Raw genomic sequence first — 13,391 nt, forward strand, 5'->3', positions numbered from 1 at the left:
ACGAAGTTTACACTTCACGCACCGGGCGCAGTAGTCGCGGTGTCGCCGAGGTCAGCGCGGGGCATGAGAAGCGCAATGATTTCGAAGTGGTGCGTGTTGGGGAAGGCGTCGATAAGCGTCATGCGGGCGAGGCCGAACCCGCGCTCGCCCCAGTAGCCGAGGTCGCGCGCAAAGGTGGCCGGGTCGCAGCCGACGTGGATGACGCGCTCGGGTGCGGTGTCCGCGATCATGCCGACGACTCCGGAACCGGCCCCTGAGCGCGGCGGGTCCAGCACGACCAGACCCGGTGCGGCAAGCCCGCCCGCTTTCTCCACGGTTGAGTTGTGCACGGACAGGTTGAAACCCTCCAGGGTGTCCTGCGCAGCCCGGGTCGCCGAGGGCGAATAGTCCACGGAGTCGATCCGCTCCGCCCCGCCGAGCGCGGCGTCGATCGCGGGCACGAACGCGCCGACCCCGCCGTAGAGGTCCCATCCGGTACGTCGCGCGTAGTCGCCCGCGCCCCAGGATTCGATAATACCCGCATACGATGCGGGAGCGGCGGCGTGCGCCTGCCAGAAAGCGGTCGCCGGGAAGCGGAACTGATGCTTATCGACGTCCTGGGTAACGTTTCCGGTGCCCTCCAGGACACGGTCCACCTTTTCCACGCGGCGGCCGCGCTGCGCGCGCGTTGATTCGACCACATGGCGCTGCCCGTCGCTGTCGAGCACCGCGATCACCTCCGCACCCGGCGTGAAGGTGCGAGCGCCGGGCCCGACGATGCCGTCGAGGAGCCCGGGTGCGGCCTGAGTGCAGGTGGCCTCGGTGACCAGCTCAGTCGACCGGGCTCGACGCAGCCCGGCCCGCCCGGAGGCGTCGACGCCGAGGCGTACGCGGGTGCGCCACCCCGTGGTCGGCTCGAGCTGGACCGCGGAGGTGTCCACGTCGCTCATGCGGGTGCGCCGCGCTAGCGCACCCAGCTGGCCGGCGAGCACCTCGCGCTTGAAGCCGAGCTGCGCATCCGGGCTGATATGCGAGTAGTCGCAGCATCCTGCCCCCAGGGCGGCAGCGGGGCATGCGGGGGGGACGCGGTCGGCGGAAGCGTCGATCACACTCACCAGCTCGGCTCTCGCCCACCGCTTCTTTACCTTGCGCAGGCTCGCGCGAACCCTGTCTCCGGGGATGGCGCCGGCGACGAAGACGACGCGGCCGTCCTCCATACGCGCGATTCCCTCACCGCCGTGCGCCATGGCGGTGATGTCCAGGTCGACCACGGGAGCGTCAGTTTCCGTTATTGCGCTCACCCTCGACCTTGTTGATGTCCATGATCTTCTTCATGGCCTCGCTCAGGGCGGTCGGCGTGCCCGTGGCGGGCGGCTGCTGCGCCTGCCCCTGCTGGACGGCACGCGCCTGCACGGCCTGCTGGACTTGCTGCGCAAGCTGCTGCGGCAGGACGACAGGCAGTGAATTACCGGCGAGGATGGGGTCGTTGCCGCGGTAGACGAAGCTGCGGGCGACGAGCTCGCGCCCGAGTGTTGCCATCTCGTCCTCTTTGCCGCTCGGGGACGCGAGGGTGACGCGGTAAAGCCAGCGCGGGCCTTCCACGCCGATGATGCGGATGATTCCGTTGGTGCCGGTGCCCACGATCTCGCGGCCCCACGGGCCGGTCTCAAACCCGACCGGCATGCCTTCGGAGCGCATGCCCTCGGCAATCTCCTCGGAGGACTCCTCCCACATGCCGCCGGTGCGCGGCGCGGCGAATGCCACCGGGGTCGCCCGGCCGTGGCGGGTGACAATGTGGACCATCTTTGGGCCTGCCTCGCCCATCTCTACCTGCACCTGGCTGTCGGTGGGCAGTGGAACCTTCATTGACCCGAGGTTGAGGGTGACGTTGGAGAAGTCGGTGAAATCGAACTCGTCGATGTCGACGTTGTCTCCGTCGAAGGGGCCAGTGCTGCCGTTGACCGCGTCGTGGGCAATGCTCACGGGGCCGGCCTCGGGTGCGTCACTAATCTCCGTCGTCGCGGCCGCCACCGCGGTGTCGGCGTCCTCAACGGCGACGGTCGCGTCCGCGTCGGCTCGCAGAGCTGCCTCACCGCGGCTGTCGGCCGCCGAGGGCTCCGCAGAACGCGCGCCGGCCGGTTCAGCCGGTGCAGCGGGTTCTCCAGGTTTCGTGTTCTTCTTGCCAAAAGGCCACATGGCCATAATGTTCACCTTCCTTTTGTACGCCCACGACTGTAGCGCTATGCGGGCGGTTAGTGCGTTCCGGTGGACCCGTGGCCGCCTGCACCGCGCTCGGTATCGTCGAGCTCGAAGACTTCCACAAAATCCACCAGCTCCACCTTCTGCACGACAAGCTGGGCGATACGCATCCCGCGCGTGATCTCAATCGGCGTGGTCCGGTCGGTGTTGAGCAGGCACACTTTGATCTCGCCTCGGTAGTCGGCGTCGATGGTGCCGGGGGTGTTCACGATGCTCAGCCCCTGCTTTGCGGCCAGGCCCGACCGCGGATGGATGAGGCCCACCGTTCCGGGCGGAAGCGCAATGGCAACCCCGGTGCCCACCAGGGCCCTCTCCCCTGGCTGGAGGACAACGTCCTCAGTGGACGTCAGATCCGCGCCCGCGTCGGTGGGGTGCGCCCGCACCGGCAGGGGCACGTCCGGGTCCAGTCGTTTGATGCGCAGTGGCGGGGCGTCGATACGCTCTGTGCTCTCGTCACACTTATTCACTGGACCCACACTACGGCAGCGCAATACCGCCACTGCGGGAACCTAAACTAAAGTTGCATGCGTGACTGACTCTAGGAACGCTCTGGCAACCACGGTTCTCTACCGCGAGCGGCAGTGGGCGCCGTGGTACATGTGGGTGGCTGGCGCGGCGTTGTCGCTGCTGCTCGCTGCGCAGTTCGCGCTGAATCGCAACATCTTCTGGTTCGTCATCCCGCTGCTCGTCACCGGCGCGATTGTGGTTTGGTTCCTCTTCTGGATGTCGCGGACCATCATCCAGGTCGAGCAGGATGCGACAGGCACCCGCTGGCTGTCAGTCGAAGGGGCAAATCTACCGGATACGGTGGTCAGCCGGTCGATGGTTGTACCCGAGTCGGCGCGCCGCAACGCTCTGGGCAGGCAGCTCGACCCAGCGGCGTTTCTGGTCTCCCGCAGCTGGGTCAAAGAGCACGCACTGCTAGTACTCGATGATCCGGAGGACCCGACCCCCTATTGGCTCATCGCGTCGAAGAGCCCCGACGAGCTGATCCGCACCTTTCTGCCTGGCCAGGCGGGTTAACTACTCGCAGTCGAGGCAGATGGCGGTGTCGCCGTCCTCGTAGGCGAGGCGGTTCTTCTTCTGCACGAGGAAGCACGAACCGCAGGTGAACTCGTCCTCCTGGCGCGGAACCACGGTGACGTTGAGTTCCTCGCCGGAAAGGTCCTGGGCGGGCAGCTCGAAGGAATCCACGATTTCACCCTCGTCGTCCATGCTGCTGCCGGCGACTTCCGCGGCCTTGAGACCCTCGAGTGAGTCGGCTTCAATCTCGTCGTCCACGCGGCGGCGTGGCGCGTCATAATCAGTAGCCATCGTCGGCTCTCCTTTTGGTGCTTTTCCTGCGTCTCGGGCACCGATTCCGAGATGAAGAATAGGTGGCCAACTTGTTCACTTTGAGCGGAATACTAAAGCACGAAAGTCACCCTGTCATCTTTGCAGGTCACAGCCCCACATTAGGATCGTTGCACGTGTTCTTGTGCAGTGGCGCGTCCGCCCCCGCGCGACGCAGCAGGGCGCTGAAGTCTGCCCACACGCCGGGGGCCGCCGCCGCGGTGAGCCCTCCCTCGGCTCCGTCGGCGCGCAGGCCGTGGTGGCGGACCACAGCGCCGGACTAAGAAGCGATGAGAGTCCCGGCTGCGTAGTCCCACGGGTGCGTGCCGTGCTCGTAGTAGGCATCGACCCGTCCAGCGGCGACCGCACACAGGTCGAGGGCAGCTGATCCGGCGCGGCGGATGTCGCGGACCGCGGGTAGGACCGAGGTGAGGATGTTGGCCTGGTCCGCCCGCCACTCGGAGGAGTACGAGAAACCGGTGGCCACGAGGCAACGTGCGACTTCTGTCACCGCCGAAGCGCGCAGACGCGTGGTTTCCGTACCGAGGGTCAGCGTCGCGCCCTGGCCGGCGGCTGCAGTGAATAATTCACCCGTTGCCGGGTTGCACACTGCCCCCGCCGCCAGCTCGCCATCGACCACCACGCCGATGGAGACGGCGTAGTGCGGCACGCCGTAAAGGAAGTTGACGGTGCCGTCGATCGGGTCGATGATCCACTCGACCCCCGTCGTCGAGGCAGTGTCGGTGCCCTCTTCCCCGAGGATCCCGTCGCCCGGGCGTCGATTAGCTATCTCGCCCACAATCAGCTCCTCACTGGCCTTGTCTACAACGGTGACAGGATCGACGTCGGAACTCTTCGTACCCGAGGCGGTGAGCTCCCCCGCGGCGGCGAGGTTGGCGCGCTGGCGCTTCACCAGCTCGGCCGCGCGGGTCGCAATGTCGGCGCACAAGCAACGCAGTTCGTTCACATCAACAGCCATGCCCTCATCTTGCACCGCCGAGCCGGGCACCGCGACCTTTTGTATGCTTGCCCGCATGACTAACCACGCGCGCACCTCCTGCGCCCTCGGCATTGACGTTGGCGGCTCCGGAATCAAAGGCGCCGTGGTGGATCTGAGCACCGGTGAATTCGTCGGCGGGCAAATTACTATCGAAACCCCGCAGCCCGCCACCCCGGAAGCGGTCGCGGACACTATCGCCGAGATCGCCCGCCGCGCGCAGTGGACGGGCCCCGTCGGTGTGGCGCTGCCCAGCGTGATCAAAGGCCAGGTGGCGCTGACCGCCGCCAACGTCGATCCCGCATGGGTGGGCACCAACGCCCACGAGGTGCTCGCGCGCCGCCTGGACACCAGCGAGATCTCCGTGCTCAACGACGCCGACGCGGCCGGCCTCGCGGAAGTCGCCTTCGGCGGCGCGCAGATCCGCGACGGCGCGGTGATCTTTCTGACGTTCGGCACCGGAATCGGCTCCGCCTTCTTTATCGACGGCCGGCTCTTCCCCAACACCGAACTCGGCCACATGACCGTGGGCTGCGCCGAGGCGGAGCACCAGGCGTCGTCGGCGGTGAAGGACCGCGAGCAGCTGAGCTTCGAGCAGTGGGCCGGACGCGTCGACACCGTGGTGCGCGAGTTCGACCGCCTTTTTAACCCCGCACTGTTTGTTGTCGGCGGCGGCATCTCGGAGGACGCGGACAGCTGGGTGCCCCTTCTCACAGTGGAGACCCCGGTGGTCGCCGCGAAGCTGCGCAACCGCGCCGGAATTGTCGGCGCCGCTATGGCCGCCGCGGAGCACCTCAACCCCTAAAAGGGTTGCATCACCGACCGCGTGGCGCGGCCGACGCGCCGCGACGTGCGAGTAGCGTAGGCCGGGATATAGGCAGTAAGTAGGCGGTTGTTAGACTTGCCGTTCCTGAAATTGCAGCCCAGTTTGCGTACTGTGGGTTGTCTAAGAAAGCGGAACCCACTATGAGTTTGAGTGAAAGGGCGTACGTGGCAGCCAGCGAGACTTCCGGAAACGAGAGCGTGAGTAGCGTCGAAACCGTCGCCGGGAACGATTCGGGCGAGGCATCAGCCGCCGCGCCTACTACGCCTGCCCGTAAGGCAACTAAGCGGACAGCGAAGAAGACGGCCAAAAAGACAGCTAAGAAGGCTGTGAAGAAGACCGCCAAGAAGACTGTGAAAAAGGCGGTCAAGAAGCCGACGGCTAAGAAGGCCACTGCCGCCCACCCCGGCGGCACAAACGGCGACGATGAGGACGAGCTCCCCGGTGTCGTCACCGACGACACTGCTATCGACGATGCCGTTACCGCCGACGACGAAGACTTCGACCCGTTAGTTGGCGAGGACGACGAAGAGTTCGTCAGCGGTGCCGATGATGTCGATGATGTCGATGAAGTAGAAGCCGTAGAGGGTGTCGAGGACGACGTCGCAGAAGAAGAGGACGCCGAGGAGGCCTCCTCCGTCTGGGACATCGAAGAATCGGCCGCCCTGCGCCAGGCGCGCAAGGATGCGCAGCTCACCGCCTCGGCCGACTCCGTGCGCGCCTACCTGAAGCAAATCGGCAAGGTCGCGCTTCTCGACGCCGAGCTCGAGGTCTCCCTGGCCAAGCGCATCGAGGCCGGGCTTTACGCCCAGCACCGCTTGGACGAGATGGAGCGGGCCGCCGCCGAGGGGGACAAGGATGCCAAGCTCACGCCGGCCGTCAAACGCGACCTGCGCGCCGTGGCCCGCGACGGCCGCAAGGCGAAGAACCACCTGCTCGAGGCTAACTTGCGCCTCGTGGTCTCCTTGGCCAAGCGCTACACAGGCCGCGGTATGGCCTTCCTCGACCTGATCCAGGAAGGTAACCTCGGCCTCATCCGCGCAGTGGAGAAGTTCGACTATTCCAAGGGTTACAAGTTCTCCACCTACGCCACGTGGTGGATCCGCCAGGCGATCACCCGCGCCATGGCTGACCAAGCCCGCACTATCCGTATCCCGGTGCACATGGTGGAGGTCATCAATAAGCTCGGCCGCATTCAGCGCGAGCTGCTGCAGGACCTCGGCCGCGAGCCGACGCCGCAGGAGCTGGCGAAGGAGATGGACATCACCGAGGAGAAGGTCCTCGAGATCCAGCAGTACGCGCGTGAGCCGATCTCGCTCGACCAGACGATTGGCGACGAGGGCGACAGCCAGCTCGGCGACTTCATTGAGGACTCCGAGGCCGTCGTCGCGGTTGACGCTGTCTCCTTCACCCTGCTCCAGGACCAGCTGCAGGACGTGCTGCATACCCTGTCCGAGCGCGAGGCTGGCGTGGTCAAGCTCCGCTTCGGGCTTACCGACGGCATGCCACGCACCCTCGACGAAATCGGCCAGGTCTATGGCGTGACCCGCGAGCGCATCCGCCAGATTGAGTCCAAGACCATGTCCAAGCTGCGACACCCGTCGCGCTCCCAGGTGCTGCGGGATTACCTGGACTAGAACACGGTTAACCCAGAAGAACGGCCGCCTCGTTGTGAGGCGGCCGTTTCTGTCTAACGGGGATACTACTGCGAAGAGCCCTGGGTGTTCAGCGGGGAGTCCGGGTCGTTCTCCATGAAGTCGGTGACGCACGCCTCGAACGCTTCGGGGTCGTTCTGCAGGTGTTCGCATTGCTCGACGAGCCCGCTGTTGACCATCTCATTGATCACGGTGCCAAGGAACGCCATGAGAGCGATGGCGAGCAGCAGTGCGATCGCACCCGTCACGATGCCTGCGATAGACATCCCCCGGCGATTGTTGCCGGGCGCCATAGCCTTGGCCTTTCGCAGCCCGAGTACGCCGAGAATAATGGCGGCGATGCCCGCCAGCGCCGCGACCGGTGCAAAGAAGATGGAGAACAGCGCGATGATGCCGACGATGAGGGCGGCGAGGGCCATGCCGTTCTGTTCCTGAACGGGGGCGCCGTAACCGGCGGCACCGGCCGGGCCGTAAGACGCGTAGTCGTTGCTGAACGCGCTGTCCGGGTTAGAGGTGCCATACCCGTTACCCAACGGGCTGTTGAAGTCGGGGCCGTACGTTCCGTTATCCCCGACACCGTGGTGGTTGCCGGCTTCCGGTTGAGGGTTGTACTCGGAGTAACCCTCCGGGTGGGAGAAACCGTTGGGATCTGAATTGTTCGGGTTCGTCATACCCTCACACGCTACCAGTCGCGCAGGTACGCGATCCGGTCTCGGAGCTGCTGGGCGTTGCACAGGGCGGTCGGGGGCCCACCGCATGCCTTGCGCACTTCGTTGTGGATGGATCCGTGCGGCCGGCCCGTGCGGCCCGCGAGCACGGAGACGCGCGCATTGAGCTCGCGGCGCAACTCCGGGATCTCGTCTGCGGCGACCTTCTGCGCAGAGGGCCGGGTTCCGCCAGGGGGCGCGGGCGCCTCGCCGAGGATCTCGGCTCGCTCGGCGGCCTTGCGCTCCGCTTCCTTGCGGGCCCGCTCCTGCGCCTCCCGCGCGTCGAGCTGCTCGCTTTGGCGTTTTTGCAGAAGAGTTCGCACCTGCTCGGCATCGAGAAGCCCGGGAAGGCCGAGGAAGTCCTGCTCCTCAGCGGAACCTGCGACCGTGGCGGTTCCATACGTGGAGCCGTCGAAAATTAGCGAGTCAAGCTCGGCGGACGCGCCGATGGACTCGTAACCTGCCATCTCGTCGGGCTCGTCTTGGGTGCGGTTCGCCTGCTGAAGCAACTCGTCGGACCAGCCGGACTCGCGGTGCGGTTTGCCCAGCACGTGGTCGCGAGAGACCTCCATTTCCTCGGCCAGGCGCAGTAGCACGGGCACCGAGGGCAGGAACACCGAGGCGGACTCGCCGGGCATGCGCGAGCGAACAAAACGGCCGATAGCCTGGGCGAAGAAAAGCGGGGTCGACGCGGAGGTGGCGTAGACTCCCACGGCGAGACGAGGGACGTCGACGCCCTCGGAGACCATGCGCACCGCCACCATCCACTCATCGGTGGAGGCGGAAAATTCGTCGATGCGCGCCGAGGACCCGGGCTCGTCCGACAGCACGACGGTAACCGGGGTCGAGCTGATGCCGCCCAGGATCTTGGCGTAGGCCCGGGCCGTCGTGGTGTCGGTCGCGATGACAAGGCCGCCGGCATCAGGCATGTTGGCGCGGATCTTGCGCAGGCGCGTGTGCGCGGCGCGCAGGACGGCGGCGATCCACTCCCCCTTCGGGTCCAGCGCCGTCTTCCAGGCGCGCGCGGTCTGCTCGGGGCTCAGCGGTTCGCCGAGGCGCGCGGTGTATTCCTCGCCGGCGGAATCTTTCCACTGCGCCTCACCGGAGTAGGCGAGGAAGACGACGGGGCGCACGACGCCGTCGGCAAGCGCGTGCGAGTAACCGTAGGTGTAGTCAGCCTGGCTGACGAGGTGGCCCTCGCCGTCCTCCTCGTAGCTGACGAACGGGATCGCGGAGTCGTCGGAACGAAACGGTGTGCCGGTCAGCGCAAGGCGGTGCTCGGCCGAATTGTAGGCCTCCCGCACGCCGTCACCCCAGCTCTTGGCGTCACCAGCGTGGTGGATCTCGTCCAGGATCACCAGAGTGCGCCGCGCCGAGGCCACCGCGTGGTGCTTGAACGGGTGCATTCCCACCTGGGCATAGGTGACCACGATGCCGTCGTAGGCCGGGTTGACGGCCGAGGAGTTGGTGAAGTTCGGGTCCAGCGACAACCCGAAACGCTTCGCGGCACCCGACCACTGGTGCTTCAGGTGCTCAGTGGGTACGACAACGACAATGCGCTCCACGTCGCGCGCCTCGTGAAGGGCGGCGGAGAGGGTCAGGGCGAATGTCGTCTTGCCCGCGCCCGGCGTCGCCACGGCGAGGAAGTCGCGCGGTTTAGTGGCCATAAAAGAATCAAAGGCCTCCTGCTGCCACGCGCGCAGCCGGGGCCCAGATGCCGGGACGGTCACTTCCTGCGCAGCCCCTTGTAAATGCGCTCGCAGTCAGCGCACACCGGGGAACCGGGCTTGGCCTGCTTCTTTACGGGAAACGTCTCCCCGCACAGTGCCACAACCATCTGACCGGAGATGGCGGAATTCACAATCTGGTCCTTCTTCACATAGTGGAAGAATTTGGGCGTTCCGTCGTCCGTGGTTGACGAGGTATCTTCCCTCAGATCCGGGCGCTCGAGAGTTTTAGTCGTCGTGTTCACAGCCCCCATCATGCCCCACTCCGGCGGAAAAATTAAGCTGCGCAGGCCGTGCCGGGCTACGCTGGGCGGCTATGACCCCGGCGGATAAACCCAGCGACCCCTACACGGTCGACGTCGAGCCGGAGGCCCCTTCCGCGAAGCGCCGCTTCCACCGCGGCCGGCGCAGGGCGGGCGAGCTGATTACCGACGCCCGCCGCACCCCCGAGCAGAACCTGCGCTCGCGCGAACGCAACTACATGGTTCTTCAAGCGCTGCGCATCCCGTTCATCCTGCTGTCCATGCTGTCCGCCTGGTACTGGGACAACTGGTGGCTCGCCTCGTTGCTGTTCGTCGTCTCCATCCCGCTTCCCTGGGTTGCGGTGATGGTCGGCAACGGTCAGGGTGAAAAGCGCGACCCGCGGCAAAAGAACGTGTACAAGCCCGCCGTTGCCCGCGCGGAGGCGCACGAGATGGAGCTTGACGCTAAGCGCCGCCACGCGCTGGATTCCCGCCAGCGGGACGCGTCACCGGGTGTGGCTATCATCGACCACGATGATGAGTGAGAAACACGAACCCCGACTTCCCGAGATCGCCGCCGAGCTCGCCGCGGCGCTGGCGCGTGCGTCGTTCACCGCCGACGGTGTGGCCGCCCACCTCGGCCCAGACGCCACCGAGGCCCTCTACCGCGGCGAGCCGGGGGTGGTGCGCCACGCGTGCGGGGATTCCTCCCGCCTGTCCGGCCTGATCCGCTTCTTCCTGCTGCGCGAGCCGGTGGGCGTCGATACGCTCGCGGATCTTCTGTCCCCCACCCTCGCCCTTTCGCTTATCGACGCCCACCTGGCCACCATCCTTCCCTCCGGTGAGGCGCAGGTCGCACTTGACATCCGCCCGCACGTCATCGCCGGTGAGAACCGGGTGATCATCTCCGACCTGGATGCCTCGATGTCCGAGCACGTCCCCGGCCGAGACCACGTCCTCGGCGTGGGCTCGGCGTCCCTGTCGCTGCTGTCGGCCACCCCGTGCTCGCCGGTGGAGACGGTGCTGGACCTGGGCACCGGCTCGGGCGTGCAGGCCGTCGCGCAGGCGGGGTGCGCCCTCGAGGTCGTCGCGACCGACGTGCACCCGCGCGCTCTCGATCTGGCGGGGGCGACGCTGGCGGCCAACGGGATCGGAAACGTCGAGCTGCGCGAAGGCTCCTGGTTCGAGCCGGTCAAGGGACAGCGGTTTGACCGTGTGGTGGCGAACCCACCGTTCGTGGTGGGCCTGCCGGAGGTGGGCCACGTCTACCGGGACTCGGGTTTGTGGCTGGATGACGCAAGCAAGCTCGTCGTCGGAACCGCTCCCGAGCATCTCACCCCTGGTGGCACCGCGCACATCCTCGCCTCCTGGATCCACTCGGTCGACGGGTCGTGGCAAAGCCGAGTTGCCTCGTGGTTGCCGCCGACGGGTGTGTCCGCGTGGGTAGTGCAGCGCGACGAAGTGGACCCGGGATTGTACGTGTCAACGTGGTTGCGAGACGAGTCGGTTGACCCACGCTCGCGCGAGGGCGTTGCCCGCACCACCCGCTGGCTGCGACACTTCTCGGAAGAGGGCGTTCAAGCGATCGGCTTCGGGTGGGTGTTCCTCCGTGACATCGGTGACGCCCCTTCCGAGGTCACCGCAGAGTCCGTCGCGCACCCCTTCACTGACCCGCTCGGCCCCGAGGTCGAGGAGTACTTCGCGCGCATGGAATGGCTGCGCGGCACCAGCCACAACGACGTGCTGGACGCGCGCTACCTCGTTCGCCCGGGTTTGGCTCTCGAGGAAGTCAGTGTCGCCGACGCGGAGAACGGCATGGGCTTCGCGCACCGCGTCACCCGCGTCACCCGCACCGACGGTCCGAGGTTCTCCCACGAGATCGACGAAACGCTGCGATCCGTCCTCGCCGGCCTCAACCCGCGGGGCTTAAGCCTCGGTGACGTGGTCGGCCTGTGGTCCGCGTCGCGCGGGTTTGATGCCGCTGCGGCGGACGAGCTTGCCCAGTCGGCGGCAGCCGCTGCGGTGGACCTAGTGCGCCACGGTCTGCTCATCCCCGCCGACATTGCGGATCTGACGGTGCTCTGATGAAAGCTGTCCTCACCCGTGTCTCCAGCGCCTCCGTCAGCGTCGACGGAGAAGTCGTCGGCGCGATCGATTGCGCCGTCACCGGCGGCGTGCTCGCCTTGGTCGGGATCGGGCGGGATGACGCAGACGACGCGTGGCAAACGATGGCGCGCAAGATTGCGGAGCTGCGCATCCTCGACGGCGAGCGCAGCGTCGCCGACACCGGGGCGCCCGTCCTGCTCGTCAGCCAGTTCACCCTCATGGGCCGTACCGCCAAGGGGCGCCGGCCGTCGTGGGCGGACGCGGCGGACGGCGCGAGTGCGGAACCGGTGATGCGCAAGATCGCAGCGGAGCTCCGGGGCCGAGGCATCCACGTCGAGGAGGGGCGCTTCGGCGCGATAATGCAGGTGACCAGCGTCAACGAGGGCCCCTTTACTCTGCTCGTCGAGACGTAGGTCACCCACCGGAGTAAAATCCCTCTCACCTGCGCAGAAATAGTTGTTGCGCCCGGGGGGGCACACCCGGGAACTAAATTGGCGCGCCGGGCGTTGAGCCCATAGACCCGAACCGTTCTAGGAGGCTAACCCACATGACTCAACCGGATCATGCTCCCGCCGCAGATCAGGAAGAAACTGTAGATCGCGGCAGTCGCCGGAACCAGACTAATGACAATCCGTCGGCGGACCTGGTCCGCGTGTACCTCAACGGCATCGGTAAGACCGCGCTGCTCGACGCCGCCGAAGAGGTGGAGCTGGCGCAGCGCATCGAGGTCGGTCTCTACGCCCAGTTCCTCTTGGACGATCCGGACACACAGCTCACTCGCGCCAAGAAGCGCGACCTGAAGATCCTGGCCAAGCAGGGCCGCCGCGCCCGCTCCCACCTGCTGGAGGCTAACCTGCGCCTGGTGGTCTCCCTTGCCAAGCGCTACACGGGGCGCGGAATGCCGCTGCTGGACCTGATCCAGGAGGGCAACCTCGGCCTGATCCGCGCGATGGAGAAATTCGACTACGCCAAGGGTTTCAAGTTCTCCACGTACGCGACGTGGTGGATTCGCCAGGCCATCACGCGCGGTATGGCGGACCAGTCGCGCACGATCCGCCTCCCAGTCCACCTCGTCGAGCAGGTGAACAAGCTCTCGCGCATCCGCCGCGAGATGTATCAGTCCCTCGGCCGCGAGCCCACGAACGACGAGCTCTCGGAGGAGTCCGGCATTGAGGAGTCCAAGATCGAGATGTTGCTGCGCCAGTCGCGCGACCCGGTGAGCCTGGACATGCCTGTCGGCGCGGATGAGGAAGCGCCGCTGGGTGACTTCATCGAGGACGCTGAGGCGGCCGATGCCGAGGATGCGGTGGTGTCCAGCTTGCGCCACGACGACATCCAGGACATCATCGGCGGCCTCGAGGAGCGCGAGCAAGATGTGATCCGCCTGCGCTACGGCCTGGACGACGGTGTCCCACGCACACTCGACCAGATCGGCCGCCAGTTCGGCCTCTCACGCGAGCGCGTGCGCCAGATTGAGCGCGAGGTCATGGCCAAGCTTCGTGTCGGCGAGCGGGCTGACCGCCTGCGCGACTACGCGATGTAGACCGTACAGTCCCCGAGTTCT

General features: G+C 66.5%; 16 protein-coding genes. 7 read left to right on the forward strand and 9 right to left on the reverse strand.

The features are described 5' to 3' along the window. Positions 1-14 precede the first annotated feature (14 nt). The 3 genes from G7Y29_RS06200 to dut are packed head-to-tail and all read right to left on the reverse strand — an operon-like array spanning position 15 to position 2,705. On the reverse strand, positions 15-1,280 hold the full coding sequence (locus tag G7Y29_RS06200) for a class I SAM-dependent RNA methyltransferase (RefSeq protein ID WP_283248416.1): 1,266 nt from the start codon (positions 1,278-1,280) through the stop codon (positions 15-17). Further along, the gene (locus G7Y29_RS06205; protein WP_165003840.1) at positions 1,258-2,181 is read right to left on the reverse strand and encodes a DUF3710 domain-containing protein; all 924 of its coding nucleotides are present in this window, start codon (positions 2,179-2,181) and stop codon (positions 1,258-1,260) included. Before G7Y29_RS06205 ends, G7Y29_RS06200 begins: the two co-directional genes overlap by 23 nt. 50 nt (positions 2,182-2,231) lie before the next feature. Next, positions 2,232-2,705 (reverse strand): dUTP diphosphatase, encoded by a 474-nt coding sequence (gene dut, locus G7Y29_RS06210; RefSeq protein WP_165003838.1) that lies wholly within the window; start codon positions 2,703-2,705, stop codon positions 2,232-2,234. Positions 2,706-2,766: 61 nt separating this feature from the next. On the opposite strand from dut, the gene G7Y29_RS06215 reads away from it, so the two are divergent. Then, positions 2,767-3,261, forward strand: coding sequence for a DUF3093 domain-containing protein (locus G7Y29_RS06215; RefSeq protein ID WP_165003837.1), 495 nt, complete (start codon positions 2,767-2,769; stop codon positions 3,259-3,261). Here G7Y29_RS06215 and G7Y29_RS06220 read toward each other — a convergent pair whose 3' ends face one another. The 3 genes from G7Y29_RS06220 to G7Y29_RS06225 all read right to left on the reverse strand — a co-directional run bounded on the left by G7Y29_RS06220 (position 3,262) and on the right by G7Y29_RS06225 (position 4,549). Beyond that, positions 3,262-3,552 carry a DUF4193 domain-containing protein gene (locus tag G7Y29_RS06220; protein ID WP_165003835.1) on the reverse strand — a complete coding sequence of 97 codons (291 nt, stop codon included), beginning with the start codon at positions 3,550-3,552 and terminating at the stop codon, positions 3,262-3,264. A 127-nt stretch (positions 3,553-3,679) separates the two neighbouring features. Then, the gene (locus G7Y29_RS10975; RefSeq protein ID WP_346727123.1) at positions 3,680-3,841 is read right to left on the reverse strand and encodes a hypothetical protein; all 162 of its coding nucleotides are present in this window, start codon (positions 3,839-3,841) and stop codon (positions 3,680-3,682) included. A 9-nt stretch (positions 3,842-3,850) separates the two neighbouring features. Beyond that, positions 3,851-4,549 (reverse strand): inositol monophosphatase family protein, encoded by a 699-nt coding sequence (locus tag G7Y29_RS06225; RefSeq protein WP_346727124.1) that lies wholly within the window; start codon positions 4,547-4,549, stop codon positions 3,851-3,853. A 55-nt stretch (positions 4,550-4,604) separates the two neighbouring features. Here G7Y29_RS06225 and ppgK point away from each other — a divergent pair, with 55 nt between their 5' ends. Next, a complete protein-coding gene (gene ppgK / locus G7Y29_RS06230; protein WP_165003833.1) occupies positions 4,605-5,372 on the forward strand; it encodes a polyphosphate--glucose phosphotransferase in 768 nt (255 codons plus the stop codon). Positions 5,373-5,533: 161 nt separating this feature from the next. Then, positions 5,534-7,027 carry an RNA polymerase sigma factor gene (locus G7Y29_RS06235; protein ID WP_165003831.1) on the forward strand — a complete coding sequence of 498 codons (1,494 nt, stop codon included), beginning with the start codon at positions 5,534-5,536 and terminating at the stop codon, positions 7,025-7,027. Positions 7,028-7,092: 65 nt separating this feature from the next. On the opposite strand, the gene G7Y29_RS06240 is transcribed toward G7Y29_RS06235, so the two are convergent. The 3 genes from G7Y29_RS06240 to G7Y29_RS06250 are packed head-to-tail and all read right to left on the reverse strand — an operon-like array spanning position 7,093 to position 9,733. Continuing rightward, on the reverse strand, positions 7,093-7,716 hold the full coding sequence (locus tag G7Y29_RS06240; RefSeq protein ID WP_165003828.1) for a DUF4190 domain-containing protein: 624 nt from the start codon (positions 7,714-7,716) through the stop codon (positions 7,093-7,095). Positions 7,717-7,727: 11 nt separating this feature from the next. Beyond that, on the reverse strand, positions 7,728-9,419 hold the full coding sequence (locus G7Y29_RS06245) for a DEAD/DEAH box helicase (RefSeq protein WP_249399842.1): 1,692 nt from the start codon (positions 9,417-9,419) through the stop codon (positions 7,728-7,730). A 59-nt stretch (positions 9,420-9,478) separates the two neighbouring features. Continuing rightward, the gene (locus tag G7Y29_RS06250; RefSeq protein WP_165004253.1) at positions 9,479-9,733 is read right to left on the reverse strand and encodes a DUF3039 domain-containing protein; all 255 of its coding nucleotides are present in this window, start codon (positions 9,731-9,733) and stop codon (positions 9,479-9,481) included. Between the two features lie 62 nt (positions 9,734-9,795). On the opposite strand from G7Y29_RS06250, the gene G7Y29_RS06255 reads away from it, so the two are divergent. From G7Y29_RS06255 to G7Y29_RS06270, 4 genes are all read left to right on the forward strand, one after another. After that, positions 9,796-10,266, forward strand: coding sequence for a DUF3099 domain-containing protein (locus tag G7Y29_RS06255; RefSeq protein WP_165003824.1), 471 nt, complete (start codon positions 9,796-9,798; stop codon positions 10,264-10,266). Further along, positions 10,256-11,806, forward strand: coding sequence for a DUF7782 domain-containing protein (locus G7Y29_RS06260; RefSeq protein ID WP_165003822.1), 1,551 nt, complete (start codon positions 10,256-10,258; stop codon positions 11,804-11,806). Before G7Y29_RS06255 ends, G7Y29_RS06260 begins: the two co-directional genes overlap by 11 nt. Continuing rightward, positions 11,806-12,240 (forward strand): D-aminoacyl-tRNA deacylase, encoded by a 435-nt coding sequence (gene dtd / locus G7Y29_RS06265; protein WP_165003820.1) that lies wholly within the window; start codon positions 11,806-11,808, stop codon positions 12,238-12,240. Before G7Y29_RS06260 ends, dtd begins: the two co-directional genes overlap by 1 nt. 134 nt (positions 12,241-12,374) lie before the next feature. Next, a complete protein-coding gene (locus G7Y29_RS06270) occupies positions 12,375-13,370 on the forward strand; it encodes a sigma-70 family RNA polymerase sigma factor (RefSeq protein WP_165003818.1) in 996 nt (331 codons plus the stop codon). Positions 13,371-13,391: the final 21 nt, after the last annotated feature.

It is taken from the genome of Corynebacterium qintianiae (assembly GCF_011038645.2).
GTDB lineage: Bacteria > Actinomycetota > Actinomycetes > Mycobacteriales > Mycobacteriaceae > Corynebacterium > Corynebacterium qintianiae.

Coding starts and splice junctions, on each gene's coding strand:
- G7Y29_RS06260 (WP_165003822.1), top strand. CDS start 10,256: ATGATGAGTGAGAAACACGAACCCCGACTTCCCGAGATCGCCGCCGAG.
- G7Y29_RS06250 (WP_165004253.1), bottom strand. CDS start 9,733: ATGGGGGCTGTGAACACGACGACTAAAACTCTCGAGCGCCCGGATCTG.
- G7Y29_RS06270 (WP_165003818.1), top strand. CDS start 12,375: ATGACTCAACCGGATCATGCTCCCGCCGCAGATCAGGAAGAAACTGTA.
- G7Y29_RS06235 (WP_165003831.1), top strand. CDS start 5,534: ATGAGTTTGAGTGAAAGGGCGTACGTGGCAGCCAGCGAGACTTCCGGA.
- G7Y29_RS06225 (WP_346727124.1), bottom strand. CDS start 4,549: ATGGCTGTTGATGTGAACGAACTGCGTTGCTTGTGCGCCGACATTGCG.
- ppgK (WP_165003833.1), top strand. CDS start 4,605: ATGACTAACCACGCGCGCACCTCCTGCGCCCTCGGCATTGACGTTGGC.
- dtd (WP_165003820.1), top strand. CDS start 11,806: ATGAAAGCTGTCCTCACCCGTGTCTCCAGCGCCTCCGTCAGCGTCGAC.
- G7Y29_RS06205 (WP_165003840.1), bottom strand. CDS start 2,181: ATGGCCATGTGGCCTTTTGGCAAGAAGAACACGAAACCTGGAGAACCC.
- G7Y29_RS06240 (WP_165003828.1), bottom strand. CDS start 7,716: ATGACGAACCCGAACAATTCAGATCCCAACGGTTTCTCCCACCCGGAG.
- G7Y29_RS06255 (WP_165003824.1), top strand. CDS start 9,796: ATGACCCCGGCGGATAAACCCAGCGACCCCTACACGGTCGACGTCGAG.
- G7Y29_RS06245 (WP_249399842.1), bottom strand. CDS start 9,419: ATGGCCACTAAACCGCGCGACTTCCTCGCCGTGGCGACGCCGGGCGCG.
- G7Y29_RS06220 (WP_165003835.1), bottom strand. CDS start 3,552: ATGGCTACTGATTATGACGCGCCACGCCGCCGCGTGGACGACGAGATT.